This is a genomic window from Pseudomonas sp. stari2, assembly GCF_040760005.1.
Lineage (GTDB): Bacteria > Pseudomonadota > Gammaproteobacteria > Pseudomonadales > Pseudomonadaceae > Aquipseudomonas.
Map to the genome: position 1 here is coordinate 1258587 of NZ_CP099760.1, position 16317 is coordinate 1274903.

Sequence of the window (16317 nt, forward strand, 5' to 3'; positions counted from 1 at the left end):
GTGCGCCGGAATGGATCCAAATTATTTGTGATGATTGTCGGGTGTGTTCGTTTTTTTATCTTGGTTAGTTTATAGGCGGTCAAGCCGAAGCCTGTCTTGCTTTATAACTTCCAAGGGTATTTAAATGAATGTTGCATTGAATGAAAAACTTCTGTCGGAGAGCTATCCAGCCTGGCTGGAACGGTTGGGACAGACGGAAAGGAGAACTTATCTCGAACAAAGTAGGGTGTCCGAACTCAGCGACACCAGACTTCAGGACTTGTTGGCACCTTATACCTCTTTGAAAGACTATGCCCGTCATGTGGTGAGAGAGGTTCTGCAACTTGAGTTCGGACGTGAATTCGACGCCGATGAAATCCAGTGCAGTTGCCGATACACCTTCAGTGTGGGGAATCGGCAAGTCGTTCAGGAGGATACCCGATCGCTGACTGAGCAATTCATTATAGGTCTGCATGAAGAGGAACAGAGGGGGGAGATCTCCATTAAAGGCCGGGATCTTCCTTCAAGCCTGAACCAACAATGGCTGGAGGACATACTCGTTCGTGATGTTCGCTCGGTCTACGGTGCCGAACTCGGCAAATTGTACCAACGTGCTGATGTTATTGACGCCATGAAGAACGCGCTGCGTGAAAAACTCCTGTTAAGCGCATTGGCAGCTCGATATCAGGGCCACATCAGCAAAGACGATTATCTCTCGAGCGTTCAGCGTGCCGTAATGGGGGACAATGCCTTTGTGATAGATGGCATTCGCATAATCGAAGATACGCGACCATTGTCTCAGATGCTGGTCATCGGGGCTCGCAAGGGTAATGGCGAACCATTGTTTCTTTATGCACCTGACTCTCCCGGCGGTCAGACCTGGTACGAATGCCGCAGCTTGCGCCAGGTCGATATCACAGTGATCGACTGGACAAGGGAGCAGGCGGGGCGCGATTTCATTGCTTCCCGCGCTCATGCCTTGAACCGTCGTCAGATTGTGGGCTTTCTGAAAAAGCTCGAGAAAATGCCCAGTCTCTGGAGAGGCATAATTTCGGCATCGACACCGCACATGGCCGACGAGGCCTTGAACGGCATCGTTGAAAATGCTCGTGCCTGGCGGATTTCCGAAGAAGAAAGCCTGCGCCCCTATGGATATCGAACAGCGTCCATAGATCAACGCCAGAGCTATGCCCGCATCAATTGCGAACTCAAGGCATTGCAGACGCTGATGGTGCGTGAAGGCGGTTTTGTCACGTATGAGCGGTTCTGCTTTGATCTGATCAAGGAGCGCGTCGAGCAGGTGCTACTCGAGAAAGGAGAACAGATCACGATCAATCCCGACCGGATTTTCGTTGACGTCAGCCCGCAAGTGCAGATGACACTGACGGAGTTGATCATCACCGAAACCCATTTTTATGCAAACGATGCAGGTTCCCCCTGGAGTTATCCCCGATTCACATTGGCGCATGATCATCTGCCTGTGATGAATCTGGATATCCGCCATATTGCCAGTTGGTCACGAACACTACGCCCGGGTGAAAAATACATTGCAATGCTGCATGAGAAATACCTCGATCCTGACCATGCCGAAGGTGCTCTCAAACGTCTGATCCACAAACAAGTCGCGCGTCGCCATATGCAGATCGGCATTTTGCAGGAGCGCTTTCACGGACGTCTGAGGGCCGCGCAATTCGATCAGCTCATGCGGATTGTTGATGCCAGCGAAAACGTCGATACCCGCCCGTTGTTCTCCATTGGGTTCGAAGAGCCCGGGTTGTTCCAGTTCGAGATAAGGGATCGACCGGTAGTGGGAAACTTTGTTTTTCGCTGGGTGACAGCAGGGCAGGTCGAGAGTTATCTCTTCACTCCGGATGCACCCGACGGTCGTTCGATCCGGCCGTTTTCGGAGTTCGTTTCGGCCGTCAAGACACTTGAGCTTGGGCAGTATTTTTACGAGCGGGTGATGTACAAGGATCAGAAAGTTGTCGGAACCTATATCACCGATCTTGAACAACTGGAAAATTTCACTCAGATGCCGGTTGTTCAGCCGTATGCCCGAGCCACGGACTTCAGTGGTGATTTCGATGGTTTGATCCAGCGGACCATTTCCGATGTCGACGAGAAAACAGAAAGCCTCAATGAGATCATTTTCAAACTGGTCTTCAAAGCGGTGGAAGCAGCGGCTACGGCGATCAGCATAGTCATTCCGCCTGTGGGTATTGCGGTGAGTGTAGCGTTGCTGACAAAAAACCTTTGGGAGGCCGCCGAAGCTTACAAGGATGGCGATCGTGTGACGGCGCAAGTCCATATTTTCTGGGCATTGGTCGAACTGGCTTCGCTGGGCAAGGCCGGTTATAGCCGTCTGGCTCCAACGAAAACGCAGAAGGATCTCATCGGGTTGCTGGGTGATGTCTATACCATCGAGAAATTCTTCTCTCAGGCGACCGGACAGCAGAGACTGCCGTTGCAGGCGCTGGCGATCATTCAGTCAGTTCTCGATGATCCGGATTCCTTCGCCAGCAGGACCTACCTCAGGTAACGGTCAGTCCGACTTGTTCTCGGGTTGATACCCCATCCGCCAACTCACGGCCCGCGTCACCGCCAGCAACCGTTGCGCCGCCGGGCCGTTTTCGTCGGCGTGGAACAACGAAGTCGGGCCGACGATGGTCAACACCGCCTCGATCTGCCCGAGGGCGTTGAACACCGGCGCCGACAGGGCATCGACGCCGGGCATCAGCAAGCCGTGTACATGATGCAGACCGCGTTCGCGGATCTGTTCGCACAGCACTGCATAGGCTTTTTCGTCGGCCAATGGGTGAGCGCCAACAGCGATTTCCTGTTCGCGCAATTCGTCGGTTTCCCGGTGCGGCAGGTACGCGCCGAAGACCAGACCGGTGGATGAACTGAGCAGCGGTAATACCGAGCCAAGTTGTGTCACTACGGTCACCGCGCGCACCGCCGGCTCGATGTGTACAACGGTCGCGCCCTGATTGCCCCACACCGCCAGGAAACAGGTTTCGTTGAGCTCGTCGCGCAGTTCGGCCAGGGGCAGGGCGGCGACTTTCAGCACGTCCATACTGTTGAGTGCCGCCAGGCCAACGCGCAGCGCTTCACGGCCGAGGCCGTAATGGTTGGTGGCGGTGTTCTGCTCGGCGAAGCCGCTGGCGATCAATGCCTGCAGATAACGATGAACCTTGCTTGCCGGCATCTGCACATGTTCGGCCAGACGCGACAGCGAAGTGGACGGCGACAACTCGGCCAGGGCCTTGAGGATGTCGGTGCCGACCTCGGCGGAGCGGACTTTCTGTTTGCCGTTGCTGTCGCTGGTTTTTTCCATGGTGCTGCCGTGTCCCGGAACGAATGGGCGTCTTTATAGCTTGACGCTGGATAGCGAGCAAATTACGTTATGCGTAATTGAATTACGATAAAAATAACCCCGGCGTGCCAAGACCTCCGATCCAGAGCGTCCGGCCATGCCGACTCCCTGTTCAGGAGGCTCCATGAACCTCGATTCAGCCCTGGCTTACCAGTCCGGTTTCGGCAACGAATTCAGCTCCGAAGCGTTGCCCGGCGCACTGCCCGTCGGCCAGAACTCCCCGCAGAAAGCCCCGTACGGTCTCTACACCGAACTGTTCTCCGGCACCGCGTTCACCATGACCCGCAGCGAAGCGCGGCGTACCTGGATGTACCGGATCCAGCCGTCGGCCAATCACCCGGCCTTCGTCAAACTGGAGCGGCAACTGGCAGGCGGTCCGTTGGGTGAAGTGACCCCCAATCGCCTGCGCTGGAACCCGCTGGACATCCCGGCCGAACCCACCGATTTCATCGATGGTCTGGTGAGCATGGCGGCCAACTCCGCTGCCGAAAAACCGGCCGGCATCAGCATCTATCACTATTGCGCCAACCGTTCGATGGAACGCGTTTTCTTCAACGCCGACGGCGAGCTGCTGCTGGTGCCGCAACTGGGTCGCCTGCGCATCGTCACCGAACTGGGTGTGCTGGAAGTGGCGCCGCTGGAAATCGCCGTGCTGCCACGGGGTTTGAAATTCCGCGTCGAACTGCTCGATCCGCAAGCGCGCGGCTACGTCGCCGAGAACCATGGCGCGCCGCTGCGCCTGCCGGACCTGGGGCCGATCGGCAGCAATGGTCTGGCCAATCCGCGAGACTTTCTGACCCCGGTCGCCGCCTACGAAAACCTGCAACAACCGACCACGCTGGTGCAGAAATTCCTTGGCCAGCTGTGGGGCACCGAACTCAATCATTCGCCGCTGAACGTGGTCGCCTGGCACGGCAACAACGTGCCGTACAAATATGACCTGCGCCGCTTCAACACCATCGGCACCGTCAGTTTCGATCACCCGGACCCGTCGATCTTCACCGTGCTGACCTCGCCGACCAGCGTCCACGGCCTGGCCAACCTCGAGTTCGTGATCTTCCCGCCGCGCTGGATGGTGGCCGAGAACACCTTCCGTCCGCCGTGGTTCCACCGCAACCTGATGAACGAATTCATGGGCCTGATCCAGGGCGAGTACGACGCCAAGGCCGAAGGTTTTGTGCCCGGCGGCGCATCTCTGCACAGCTGCATGAGCGCCCACGGCCCGGACGGCGAGACCTGCACCAAAGCCATCAACGCGGACCTGAAGCCGGCGAAGATCGACAACACCATGGCGTTCATGTTCGAGACCAGCCAGGTGCTGCGCCCAAGCCGCTTCGCCCTCGACTGCCCGCAACTGCAATCCACTTACGACGCCTGCTGGGCCACGCTGCCCGCCACGTTCGACCCGACCCGGAGATAACCCATGACTCAGAATTCCATCACCCGCAGTTGGGTCGCTTCGGCCAACGGCCACACCGATTTCCCGTTGCAGAACCTTCCGCTGGGTGTGTTCAGCCTCAACGGCTCGGCGCCGCGCGCGGGCGTGGCGATTGGCGAACATATCTTTGATCTGCAAGTGGCGCTGGAGGCGGGGCTGTTCGACGGCGCCGCGCGTAGGGCGGTCGAAGCCATGCACGGCGGTCAGTTGAACGCCTTCTTCGAACTCGGCCGCGATGCCCGCGTTGCGTTGCGTGAACGCCTGCTGGAGCTGTTCAGCGAAGGCAGCACTCATCGCGGCAACATCGAAGCCCAGGGTGCAAAACTGCTGCCATTGGCCGCCGATTGCCAACTGCATCTGCCGGCGCGTATCAGTGACTACACGGACTTCTACGTCGGCATCGAGCACGCGCAGAACGTCGGCAAACTGTTCCGCCCGGACAACCCGCTACTGCCGAACTACAAACACGTGCCGATCGGTTACCACGGTCGTGCCTCCACCGTGCGTGCTTCCGGCACCGATGTGCGCCGTCCGAAAGGCCAGACCTTGCCGGCCGGTGCGACTGAGCCGACTTTCGGCCCGTGCGCGCGTCTGGACTATGAGCTGGAGCTGGGCATCTGGATCGGGCAGGGCAACGAGATGGGCGAGCCGATTGCCATTGGCGATGCAGCCGAACACATTGCCGGTTTCTGCTTGCTCAACGACTGGTCGGCCCGTGATATCCAGGCTTGGGAATATCAGCCGCTCGGCCCGTTCCTGTCCAAGAGCTTCATCACCAGCGTCTCGCCATGGGTGGTGACTGCCGAAGCGCTGGCGCCATTCCGCATCGCGCAACCGCCGCGCCCGGAAGGTGATCCGCAGCCATTGCCGTACCTGTTCGACAAGCGCGATCAGGATGGCGGTGGCTTCGACATCGAACTGGAAGTGCTGCTGCTCACCGAGAAAATGCGCGAGCAAAACCTGCCGGCCCATCGCCTGACCCTGAGCAACACCCGCTACATGTACTGGACCGTTGCACAAATGGTCGCGCACCACAGCGTCAACGGTTGCCAGTTGCAGGCAGGTGACCTGTTCGGTTCGGGCACTTTGTCTGGCCCTGAAAGCGGCCAGTTCGGCAGCCTGCTGGAAATTACCGAGGGCGGTAAAAAGCCGATCGAGCTGGCGTCCGGCGAAGTGCGCAAATTCCTCGAAGATGGCGACGAAATCATCCTGCGCGCTCGCTGCGCCCGCGAAGGTTTTGCCTCGATCGGTTTCGGCGAATGCCGTGGCACCGTGCTGGCGGCACGCTGACAGGAGCGGGTCATGGAACTCTATACCTATTACCGTTCCACCTCGTCGTACCGGGTGCGGATCGCGCTGGCGCTCAAGGGCCTCGACTATCAGGCGTTGCCGGTCAATCTGATCGCAGCGCCCGGTGGCGAACATCGGCAACCGGCGTATCTGGCGATCAATCCTCAGGGCCGGGTACCGGCGCTGCGCACTGACGAAGGCAAGTTGCTGATCCAGTCGCCGGCGATCATCGAGTACCTGGAAGAGCGTTATCCACAGGTGCCGTTGCTGCCCGAAGACCTCGTTGCCCGTGCCCAGGTGCGCGGTGTGGCGGCGGTGATTGGCTGCGACGTGCATCCGCTGCACAACGTCAGCGTGCTCAATCGCCTGCGCGGGTTGGGGCATGACGAGTCGCAGGTCAACGAGTGGATCGGCCACTGGATCAGTCAGGGGCTGGCGACGGTGGAGCAATTGATCGGCGATAGCGGTTTCTGTTTTGGCGAGTGGCCCTGTGTGGCTGACGTGTACCTGATTCCGCAGTTGTACGCGGCCGAGCGGTTCAGTGTTTCGCTGGAGGCGTATCCACGGATCCGTCGGGTGGCCGCGTTGGCCGCTGAACATCCGGCGTTTATCGCGGCGCATCCGGCGAACCAGCCGGACACGCCGAAGTAGCATTTGATGGCGCCCGTGCAAGGCTCGGGCGCCATTCCGGTTACCCGCAAAAAATCATAAAAACAAAACAGGTACCTTGCGATGCACAACCAGATTGCCAGCTTCCGGGCGGCACTCGACGCCCGTCCTGTGTCCCGCTTTCAGTGGTTGCTCCTGATTCTTCTCGCCTTGCTGCTGGTCACCGACGGCTACGACACCCAGGTGCTCGGTTACGTGGTGCCTGCGCTGGCGCAGGACTGGGGCCTGGAGAAATCGGCGTTCGGCCCGGTGTTCAGCGCCAACCTGCTCGGCCTGACGCTAGGCTCGCTCGCCGTGACGCCGCTGGCCGACCGCTTCGGTGTGCGGCGGATTCTGCTCGCCTGCGTACTGATCTACGCCAGCCTCACCGTGCTGATGGTGTTCGCCGACTCCCTGAATACTCTGATGATCGCGCGCTTCATTTGCGGCATCGGCATGGGCGGCGCGATGCCCAGCGCCATGGCGTTGATGTCGGAGTATTCCCCGCCACGCCTGCGCACGCTGATGGTGACGCTGGCGGCGTGCGGTTTCTCTTTCGGCGGGGCGGCGGGTGGTTTTGTCGCGGCCGGTTTTATCGACCGTTTTGGCTGGCAAGCGGTGTTCCTCGCCGGTGGTGTCACGCCGTTGCTGCTGTTTCCGTTTCTCTGGTGGATGCTGCCGGAATCCTTGCCGCGTCTTCTACGTGATGCGCCGCCCTATGCGCGCCTGCGCAAGGTCACCGCACGCATGCTGCCGGAGTGGCAACCGCCCGCCGCATCGGTCGAGCAGAACGAACGCGAGCAGGGCAGCAAGCTGACCGTGGTGGAATTGTTCCGCAACGGTTATGCGCGTCCGACCTTGCTGATCTGGGCAACCTTTTTTGTCAGCCTGATCCTGCTGTATTTCATGATCAGTTGGCTGCCGTCGCTGCTGCTGGAAAGTGGCTTGCAACTCAATGAGGCGAACCTGGTGACGTCGATGTTCCTGTTCGCCGGTACGCTGGGGGCGATCTGCATGGCGTGGTTCGCTGATCGGTTGAAAAGCAAAGTGCGTCTGCTGTCCGGTGTGCTGGCCGGTGCAGCGCTGTGCACCATTCTGTTGGGCCTGAATCACGACAACCCGCGTTATCTGGTGGCCTGTGTTTTCGCGGCGGGGTTCTGCATCATCGGCGGCCAACTGACTCTGAATGCCTTCGCCAGCAATTTCTATCCGGCCCACGTGCGCGCCACCGGTACCGGTTGGGCGTTGGGAGTGGGGCGTTTCGGCTCGATTCTCGGGCCGCTGTTCGGCAGCCTGTTGCTGGCGATGCATATTCCGGTGGAGCAGATTTTCTTCTTCTGCGCGATTCCGGCGGTGATCGCGGCGTTGCTGATCATTCAGGTGCGTTCGCCAGTTACTGCGCCGTTCAGTGGACAACCGCGTTCGGCGGCAGATGCCCCAGCCGCTCCGTCAGGCGAAGTCGCTGAATCGGGTCGTCACTGAGCAACAGCGCGTGCTCCAGATCGAAACGCTCGGCGTTCGGGCAATCGAGGCGCTGGTACAGACTGGCCCGGGCCAGGTAATCGGCGGCGCTGGCGTTACCCAGTTCGAGTACGCGCTCGGCATCAATCAGCGCCGCGATGAAATCGTCGTGGGTCAGGTGCAACTGGCGCAGGTTGCGTGACAGACGCTGAAGCATCTGCACCGGCTCGGCAGTCAGCAGGTGGTCGGCGTTGAGTTTCATTTGATGGCCGTACTGGCGATGCAACAGTTCGCGGCAATCGTTCGGATACAGGCGCCGTCCGCCGCACGGATCGAGCAGGTGATCGGCTCCGGGCACCTTCAGCAGGAAATGCCCGGGGAAGTTCACGCCAACCAGCGGGATCTCCAGACCACGGGCCAGTTCCAGGGCGATCAGTGCCAGCGCCAGCGGCTGGCCGCGTTTGGTCTGCATGACTTTGTGCACCATCGCGGCCTGCGGACGCAGCGGTACGAAATCATCCTGGGCAAAACCGAGGTCGGTCATGCGCCGCAGCAACGGTTGCGCCAGCTCGCTGACCGGAAGCAACGGCAAGCCATAACTGACTCGCTGCTGCAGTTCCTTGAATTCCTGCAACAGCGCTTCGGGATCGGCTTGTTTGTCGTGTTCGGCGGCCATCCACAACGCGGCTTCGAACAGCGCGGGCGGTGAACGGTGCAGACAATCGAAGAAACGTTGGCGCGGACTCATCTAAATCTCCGGGGCATGCCTCGTTTTAGCCCCGTCTTTGCCATTCGTCCAGTGTCGGGGCCGCTCTGCCATCGGGTTATGCCGCAACACATTGGTCGCTGTCGGGCCTTATTCCCGTGCGCTTCAGCAATTTTTGGGCGCAAGCCTATACTGGCGACTACCAGAAGTGATTCGGGAGCCTGCCGATGTTCGCTCTCATGCAAAGCACTCGCCTGGAATCGCTGCACCTTAGCGTTGATCCGGTCTCCGGATTGAAGGCGGTCATTGCCATCCATAACAGTCGCCTCGGGCCAGCCCTGGGCGGATGTCGCTATCTTGCCTATCCGAATGACGAGTCCGCCGTCGCGGACGCCATACGCCTGGCTCAGGGTATGAGCTACAAGGCCGCGCTGGCCGGTCTGGCCCAGGGCGGCGGCGTGGCCGTGATCGTGCGGCCGGCCCATGTGGAAAACCGTGGCGCGCTGTTCGAAGCATTCGGTCGTTGCATCGATCAACTCGACGGCCGCTACATCACCGCCATCGACAGCGGCACTTCGGTGGCGGACATGGACTGCATCGCCCAGCAGACCCAGCACGTCACCAGTACCACCTCGGCCGGCGACCCGGCACCGCACGCGGCAATGGGCGTGTTCACCGGGATTCGCGCCACGGCCATGGCGCGGTTGGGCAGCGACAACCTCGAAGGTTTGCGCGTGGCGATTCAGGGGCTGGGCAATGTCGGTTACGCACTGGCCGAACAGCTGCATGCCGCTGGCGCCGAACTGCTGGTCAGCGATATCGACCACGGCAAGGTGCAACTGGCGATGGAACAGCTCAACGCTCATCCGATTGCCAACGACGCCTTGCTCAGCACACCGTGCGACATCCTTGCGCCGTGCGGCCTGGGCGGTGTGCTCAACAGCCACACCGTCACCCAGTTGCGCTGCTCGGCGGTGGCGGGGTCGGCCAACAATCAACTGACGCATCTGGATGTGGCCGATCAGCTGGAACGGCGCGGCATCCTGTATGCGCCGGATTACGTGATCAATGCCGGTGGCTTGATCTACGTATCCCTCAAGCACCGTGGCGAAGAACTGACGACCATCACCGCGCATCTGTCGAAAATCAGTTCGCGACTGACCGAAGTGTTTGCCCACGCCCAGGCAGAAAAACGTTCGCCGGCGCGGGTGGCGGATGAACTGGCGGAGAAAGTGTTGTACCGCTGAGGTTTGTCTTGGCATGAAAAAGCCCCTGAGTCTTGCAACTCAGGGGCTATTCAATTCAGGTGTCGATTACTTCGCAGTTTTCGCCGCCTTGGCAGGTTTGGCTGGCGTTTCTACCGGTTCGGCCGCGTCTGCCGTCTCGGTCGCCACAACCGGCGCAGCAGGTGCGTTGATCAGCTCCGACAGGGCATCAGGCTGGCTCTTGAACGCCCGGGCGAACACATCGCGGTTCTTCGCCATGAAGATCCCGACTTCTTCCACTTGCTGCTCGCTCAACGAAGGAACGGCTTTTTCCAGCACTTCGGCCAACAGTTCGGCCAGTTCGAGCATTTTGTCATGACGGTCAGCTTCGGCTTTATCCATGAACAAGCGCTCCAGATCTCGGCTGCTGCGGTATACCACTTCGACGGCCATTCACCACCTCACATGCCTTCACATTAAGTTGTCTTTGCGACTACTGTATCTATATACAGCGAAAAGAATAAGCGAATCCCTGCGCTTTGGGTAGTGGCTTTTTAATGTAGACCGGATTCGGATTTTTTCAGCCCGACGGTTATGTACAGGTGCGACCAAACGCCACGGCGCGGGTTTCGCGGCGCCTCGCCATGATGGCGTGGCCTCTTTTCTGCATGCATATGAGTACGTGTGCAATAACCGTCACGTCCAATGCGCAACATCCGCTCGAACCGGGCTAAGGAACCTTCATCGTGAAAATCAACTGGGCCGAGAAACTGCGGCAAAACGTGCATCAACTGGCCGAGTCCCTGGGCAACCTGTTCGTCGAGACTTTCCACTACCTGGCGCTGTTCGCCATTGGTGCGGTGACTGCCTGGGCGGCGGTGATGGAATTTCTCGGGATGCTCGAGGAAGGGCACATCAAGATCGATGACATTCTGTTGCTGTTCATCTATCTGGAACTGGGGGCGATGGTCGGGATTTATTTCAAGACCAATCACATGCCGGTGCGCTTCCTGATCTATGTGGCGATCACCGCACTGACGCGGTTGCTGATCTCCAACGTCTCGCACCACAACCCGCCAGACATGGGCATCATCTACCTGTGCGGCGGGATTCTGTTGCTGGCGTTTTCGATCCTGGTGGTACGTTACGCCTCGTCGCAATTCCCTTCGGTGAAAATCGAGAAGCCGCAACGCAAGCTCGGTGCGGGCTCCGGTGAACACCCTGAGATCGAGAAAGGCGAGCTCTAAAGACCGATTGACGGCCGGTGCTGCCCCTTGATCTGGCGCGGTGGCGGGGTGAGCCCGTCGCCGCGGGTCATGGCCTCCAGGATCGCCATGGCGCTGTGGCCTTGTTCGATGGCGATGCCGAACTGAATGCTTTGTACCAGCCGTTTCAAGCGCTTGGGATCGTTGCGCTGTTCGGCGCTGATCATCCGTTTGGCGACGATCCGGCCGCTGTTGGAGAGGGTCAGCATGATGCTGCCGTCGAGGCCCTGAATGCTCAGGTTGATCTGATAGTCCGGCGCAAAAGCATCGGTAATGATCTGAAAAGGATTGTCCATGATGCGTCACCGCCTGATTGAACGTGCAGTTGTTGACCGGCCTTGATCGGGTTGGTTCGCCAAACCTGACCGTCGGCCCTTCCGTGGTCCTGTGTACTTCAGCGATGTAGCAAGGGACATGCCGGGAATATTGTCGAACAATGAAACCGGCCAAAAAGAAGGCGAGCCCATGGCTCGCCTTCTTTGTTTGCGGCCCGTTTCAGGGCAGAACCGAATAGATGATCGCCGACAGTGCAATCAGGCCGATCAGCACCACGAACACGTTGGATACCTGGCCCGAATACTGGCGCAAGGATGGCACGCGGCGGATCGCGTACATCGGCATCAGGAACAACAGGCAGGCAATCACCGGCCCGCCGAGGGTTTCGATCATGCCGAGGATGCTCGGGTTGAAAGTCGCCACGGCCCAGCAACTGAGGATCATGAACAGCGCGGTCGCACGGTTCAGCCAGCTCGCCGACACCACCCGGCCACGACCCCGCAGGCTTTTGACGATCATGCCCTGGAAGCCTTCGCTGGCGCCGATGTAGTGGCCGAGGAAGGATTTGGTGATCGCCACCAGCGCAATCAGCGGCGCGGCGTAAGCGATGACCGGGGTCTGGAAGTGGTTGGCCAGGTACGACAGGATCGAAATGTTCTGCGCCTTGGCCGCTGCCAGATCCGCCGGCGACAGCGCCAGCACGCAACTGAAGCAGAAGAACATCACCGTGACGACCATCATGCCGTGAGCCATGGCGAGAATGCCGCTGCTCTTGCGCTCGGCCTGATCGCCATAGCGCTGTTTCTGGTCGACGGCGAACGCGGAAATGATCGGCGAATGGTTGAACGAGAACACCATCACCGGGATCGCCAGCCACAGGGTTTTAATGAACACCGACATTTGCATTGGTTCCTGGGTGCTGGCGAAGAATGCACCGTTCCAGTTCGGAATCAGGCTGATGCCGAGCAGCAGCAACGCGGCGACGAACGGATACACCAGCACGCTCATGGCTTTGACGATCACGCTCTGACCGCAACGCACGATGGCCATCAGGCTGAGGATCAGCGCCAGCGACAGCACCGCGCGCGGCGGCGGGGCGATGTGCAACTGGTGTTCGAGGAAGCTGGTCAGGGTGTTGGTCAGCGCCACGCTGTACACCAGCAGGATCGGGAAGATCGCGAAAAAATACAGCAGCGTGATCAGTTTGCCGGCGCCAATGCCGAAGTGTTCTTCCACCACTTCGGTGATGTCACCGGAGCGGCCCGACAGCACGAAGCGGGTCAGGCCCCGGTGCGCAAAGAAGGTCATCGGGAACGCCAGCAACGCCAGGATCAGCAACGGCCAGAAGCCGCCGACACCGGCGTTGATCGGCAGGAACAGTGTACCGGCACCGATGGCCGTGCCGTACAGGCCGAGCATCCAGGTGGTGTCGAATTTGCTCCAGCCCTTGTGGGCGGTTTCGTCATTGCGTGTGCGGTCTACAGCAGGATTTTCGGCAGCAGGTGTACGTACATCGGTCATCGTTTTTGCCTCGTTATTATTCTTGCTCGGGCTCACGTGTTACGGGCAGTCAGGGAGCGCTCCTCAGCACTCCACCCAGCTCACGGCCAGGCCGCCCCGTGAAGTCTCTTTGTATTTGTCATGCATGTCGGCGCCGGTGTCGCGCATGGTGCGGATGACCCGGTCGAGGGAAATGAAGTGTTTGCCGTCGCCGCGCAGGGCCATTTGTGTGGCGTTGATCGCCTTCACCGCAGCGATGGCGTTGCGCTCGATGCACGGCACCTGCACGAGCCCGCCGACTGGGTCGCAGGTCAGGCCGAGGTTGTGTTCCAGGCCGATTTCGGCGGCGTTTTCCAGTTGTTCCGGGGTGGCGCCGAGCACATCGGCGAGCCCCGCAGCGGCCATCGCACAGGCAGAGCCGACTTCGCCCTGGCAGCCGACTTCGGCGCCGGAGATCGAAGCGTTTTTCTTGCACAGGATGCCGACCGCTGCCGCGCCCAGAAAGAACGCAACCACGTCATCGTCGGACGCGTCCGGATTGAATTTCATGTAGTAGTGCAGGACGGCCGGAATGATCCCGGCGGCACCGTTGGTCGGCGCGGTGACCATGCGCCCGCCGGCGGCGTTTTCTTCGTTGACGGCGAGGGCGAACAGGTTGACCCACTCCATCGCCGACAGGGTCGAACTGATGACGTTCGGCTTACCGATTTCCAGCAGGCTGCGGTGCAATTTCGCCGCACGACGCGGAACATTCAGACCGCCAGGCAGGACGCCTTCGTGACGCAGGCCCTGCTCGACGCACTCGCGCATCACCGACCAGATATGCAGCAGGCCCTGACGGATCTCGGCGTCGCTGCGCCAGGCCCGTTCGTTGGCCATCATCAGTTCGGACACCCGCAGGTTGTGCTGCTTGCACAGCGCCAGCAGTTCGACAGCGCTGGAGAATTCGTAAGGCAACTCGACGTCGCCGGTCGGCGCTACGCCAGATTCGGCTTCGGCCGCTTCGATGATGAAACCGCCGCCGACCGAGTAGTACGTTTGCTCGAACAGTTGCCCGGATGCACCGAAGGCTGTCAGCGACATGGCGTTCGGGTGGTAGGGCAGGCTCTCGTCCAGCAACAGGAGATCGTGCTGCCAGTTGAAGGCAATCGAGCGTTCACCGACCAGAGACAGTTGACCCGTTTCGCGCAGTTGCTGGATGCGTGGCTCGATGGTCGACGGATCGATGCTGTCTGGCCATTCGCCCATCAGACCCATGACCGTCGCGCGGTCAGTGGCATGGCCGACGCCGGTGGCGGAAAGCGAGCCGTACAAACGGATTTCCACCCGCTGCACATCGAGCAGCAAATGTTGATCGATCAGGGCCTGGGCGAAGGTCGCGGCGGCGCGCATCGGGCCGACGGTGTGGGAACTGGACGGACCGATGCCGACTTTGAATAGATCGAAAACACTGATAGCCATGCTAAAGCCTTACAAGCAATGGAGTAGGAATCGCCGCCATTTTTTGTAGGACAAGCGCAATGTCGGCGATACTGCCTACCTCGCTTCAACGTGACTAACGAAACTTCCTAAGTAAGCCTTTAGCAGGACTAAACAATGAGTCGTCAATTGCATGCCCAGACTTACGTCTGGCTGCAGGTGTTTTCCTGTGCCGCGCGGCACCTGTCATTCACCCGGTGTGCCGAAGAATTGCACATCACCCCGGGGGCGGTGAGTCAGCAAATCCGACAGCTGGAAGAGCGTCTGGGTTTTCGCCTGTTTCACCGTCGTGCCCGGGGCGTGGAGTTGAGCGCGGAAGGGCAGCGACTGGCGATCACGGTCAACGAGGCTTACGGCAGCATCGATGCTGAGTTACGTCGTCTGGATGCGGGGATGATCAGCGGGATTCTGAGGGTACGCTCGATTCCCTCATTCCTCAGCAAATGGCTGACCCCGCGTCTGCCGCGCCTGCAACAGCGTTACCCGGACATCCAGCTGCGGCTGGTGGCCGAAGACAGCAGCGTGCCGTTGCATGAAGGGGATTTCGACCTGGCCATCGATCTTAACGACGGCAGCTATCCGGGCCTGTTATCCACAGCCCTGCTCGACGAGCAGATTTTCCCGGTGTGTGCGCCGAGCCTGTTGCGCGGACGGCCGCCGTTGCACGGGCCGGCGGATCTTGTGCATTTCCCGTTGCTGCACGACATCACGGCCTGGCGGGGCAGTTATGAATACGCGGAGTGGGAGTTTTATCTCAACGCCATCGGTTTCGATGGTGCCGACGTACGGCGCGGGCACACGTTCAATCGCAACCATTTGACCATCGAAGCGGCGATTGCCGGGATGGGGGTGGCGATTGCTCGGCGCACACTGCTTAACGATGAGTTGGAGCGGGGGACTTTGATCGTGCCGTTCGGAATTTCGGTGCCCAATCACAAGCGCTATGTATTGCTCTATGCGCCGGGTGCGCTGAGCCATCCGGGCGTGCGCGCGGTGCATGACTGGCTGGTGGAAGAAGCGGGGATTTTCCGCAGCCTGCACCCGTTAAGTGATGGCCAATTGTGAGCAGATTTTTCAGAGCGACGGGGCGATGCAACTCCCGACCTTACCAGCGCTTCACTCGGTTGTCCGGCTTTTTTTGCGTATGAATATTTATCTTTTTTCAGGGGTTGAAATGTTCGTCACACGGGCCGATTGTTGTAATCAAGAGGTCACGAAATCCTGTTCAAGGCCTCTTGCGAGCTAGCTGAAATAAGGGATGAACTATGCAAATCCAAGTCAACAGCGACAACCATATTCAAAGCAGCAAACGACTGGAGGAGTGGGTACGAACCACAATTGAGAGCACGCTCGACCGTTATGAGGAAGACCTGACCCGTGTCGAAGTCCATCTGAGCGACGAGAACGGTGACAAACCGGGTCCCCATGATTTGCGCTGCCAACTGGAGGCGCGGCCAAAAGGCCATCAACCGATTTCCGTCACCCACAAAGCCGATTCGCTGGAACAGGCGATCGATGGTGCAGCCGAAAAACTGGAGCACGCGCTGGAGCACCTGTTTGGCAAACTGCGCGGAAAACCGCGAGCCGCTGTGGTGCCGTTCGAAAGAAAGGCGAATGACCGGTTGCTGGAGGAAGAGTTTCTGGAAAACGAACAGGCAGCGATCAACAGTTGATGCGCTGATTTTATAAGTCAC

14 protein-coding genes and 1 pseudogene are annotated in these 16317 nt (G+C 59.5%); 9 read left to right on the plus strand and 6 right to left on the minus strand.

The features are described from left to right. Positions 1-124: 124 nt before the first annotated feature. Positions 125-2518, plus strand: a complete 2394-nt coding sequence (locus NH234_RS05590; RefSeq protein WP_367255905.1) for a DUF6543 domain-containing protein — start codon at positions 125-127, stop codon at positions 2516-2518. A 3-nt stretch (positions 2519-2521) separates the two neighbouring features. Here NH234_RS05590 and NH234_RS05595 read toward each other — a convergent pair whose 3' ends face one another. Continuing rightward, a complete protein-coding gene (locus NH234_RS05595; RefSeq protein WP_085729660.1) occupies positions 2522-3316 on the minus strand; it encodes an IclR family transcriptional regulator in 795 nt (264 codons plus the stop codon). 163 nt (positions 3317-3479) lie between these two features. Here NH234_RS05595 and hmgA point away from each other — a divergent pair, with 163 nt between their 5' ends. The 4 genes from hmgA (at position 3480) to NH234_RS05615 (ending at position 8213) form a co-directional block, all read left to right on the plus strand. Further along, positions 3480-4775: a homogentisate 1,2-dioxygenase gene (hmgA, locus tag NH234_RS05600; protein WP_367255907.1), complete on the plus strand. Its 1296-nt coding sequence runs from the start codon at positions 3480-3482 to the stop codon at positions 4773-4775. A gap of 3 nt (positions 4776-4778) precedes the next feature. Further along, a complete protein-coding gene (gene fahA / locus NH234_RS05605) occupies positions 4779-6083 on the plus strand; it encodes a fumarylacetoacetase (RefSeq protein ID WP_085729662.1) in 1305 nt (434 codons plus the stop codon). Between the two features lie 12 nt (positions 6084-6095). After that, positions 6096-6734 (plus strand): maleylacetoacetate isomerase, encoded by a 639-nt coding sequence (gene maiA, locus NH234_RS05610; protein ID WP_367255909.1) that lies wholly within the window; start codon positions 6096-6098, stop codon positions 6732-6734. Positions 6735-6815: 81 nt separating this feature from the next. Then, positions 6816-8213 (plus strand): MFS transporter, encoded by a 1398-nt coding sequence (locus NH234_RS05615; protein WP_367255911.1) that lies wholly within the window; start codon positions 6816-6818, stop codon positions 8211-8213. On the opposite strand, the gene NH234_RS05620 is transcribed toward NH234_RS05615, so the two are convergent. Next, complete coding sequence (locus NH234_RS05620; protein ID WP_085729665.1) at positions 8137-8940, minus strand: transglutaminase family protein; 804 nt, start codon at positions 8938-8940, stop codon at positions 8137-8139. The genes NH234_RS05615 and NH234_RS05620 overlap by 77 nt on opposite strands. 185 nt (positions 8941-9125) lie before the next feature. Between NH234_RS05620 and NH234_RS05625 the strand changes: the two genes are divergently transcribed. After that, entirely contained in the window at positions 9126-10145 is a 1020-nt protein-coding gene (locus NH234_RS05625; RefSeq protein WP_085711736.1) for a Glu/Leu/Phe/Val dehydrogenase dimerization domain-containing protein, read from the plus strand. A gap of 171 nt (positions 10146-10316) precedes the next feature. Here NH234_RS05625 and NH234_RS05630 read toward each other — a convergent pair. After that, positions 10317-10556, minus strand: a pseudogene (locus NH234_RS05630) (YebG family protein); the annotation flags it as partial. Positions 10557-10849: 293 nt separating this feature from the next. Between NH234_RS05630 and NH234_RS05635 the strand changes: the two are divergent. Beyond that, positions 10850-11350 carry a phosphate-starvation-inducible PsiE family protein gene (locus tag NH234_RS05635; RefSeq protein ID WP_003221775.1) on the plus strand — a complete coding sequence of 167 codons (501 nt, stop codon included), beginning with the start codon at positions 10850-10852 and terminating at the stop codon, positions 11348-11350. On the opposite strand, the gene NH234_RS05640 is transcribed toward NH234_RS05635, so the two are convergent. The 3 genes from NH234_RS05640 to NH234_RS05650 form a co-directional block, all read right to left on the minus strand. Next, positions 11347-11664 carry a DUF3509 domain-containing protein gene (locus NH234_RS05640; protein ID WP_085729667.1) on the minus strand — a complete coding sequence of 106 codons (318 nt, stop codon included), beginning with the start codon at positions 11662-11664 and terminating at the stop codon, positions 11347-11349. The genes NH234_RS05635 and NH234_RS05640 overlap by 4 nt on opposite strands. 199 nt (positions 11665-11863) lie before the next feature. Further along, positions 11864-13165: an HAAAP family serine/threonine permease gene (locus tag NH234_RS05645; RefSeq protein WP_367255914.1), complete on the minus strand. Its 1302-nt coding sequence runs from the start codon at positions 13163-13165 to the stop codon at positions 11864-11866. Between the two features lie 63 nt (positions 13166-13228). Next, a complete protein-coding gene (locus NH234_RS05650) occupies positions 13229-14605 on the minus strand; it encodes an L-serine ammonia-lyase (protein ID WP_367255916.1) in 1377 nt (458 codons plus the stop codon). Between the two features lie 135 nt (positions 14606-14740). On the opposite strand from NH234_RS05650, the gene NH234_RS05655 reads away from it, so the two are divergent. Together NH234_RS05655 and NH234_RS05660 are read left to right on the plus strand one after the other, a co-directional pair. Beyond that, positions 14741-15688 carry a LysR substrate-binding domain-containing protein gene (locus NH234_RS05655; protein ID WP_085729670.1) on the plus strand — a complete coding sequence of 316 codons (948 nt, stop codon included), beginning with the start codon at positions 14741-14743 and terminating at the stop codon, positions 15686-15688. A 200-nt stretch (positions 15689-15888) separates the two neighbouring features. Next, complete coding sequence (locus tag NH234_RS05660) at positions 15889-16296, plus strand: HPF/RaiA family ribosome-associated protein (protein ID WP_085711730.1); 408 nt, start codon at positions 15889-15891, stop codon at positions 16294-16296. Positions 16297-16317: the final 21 nt, after the last annotated feature.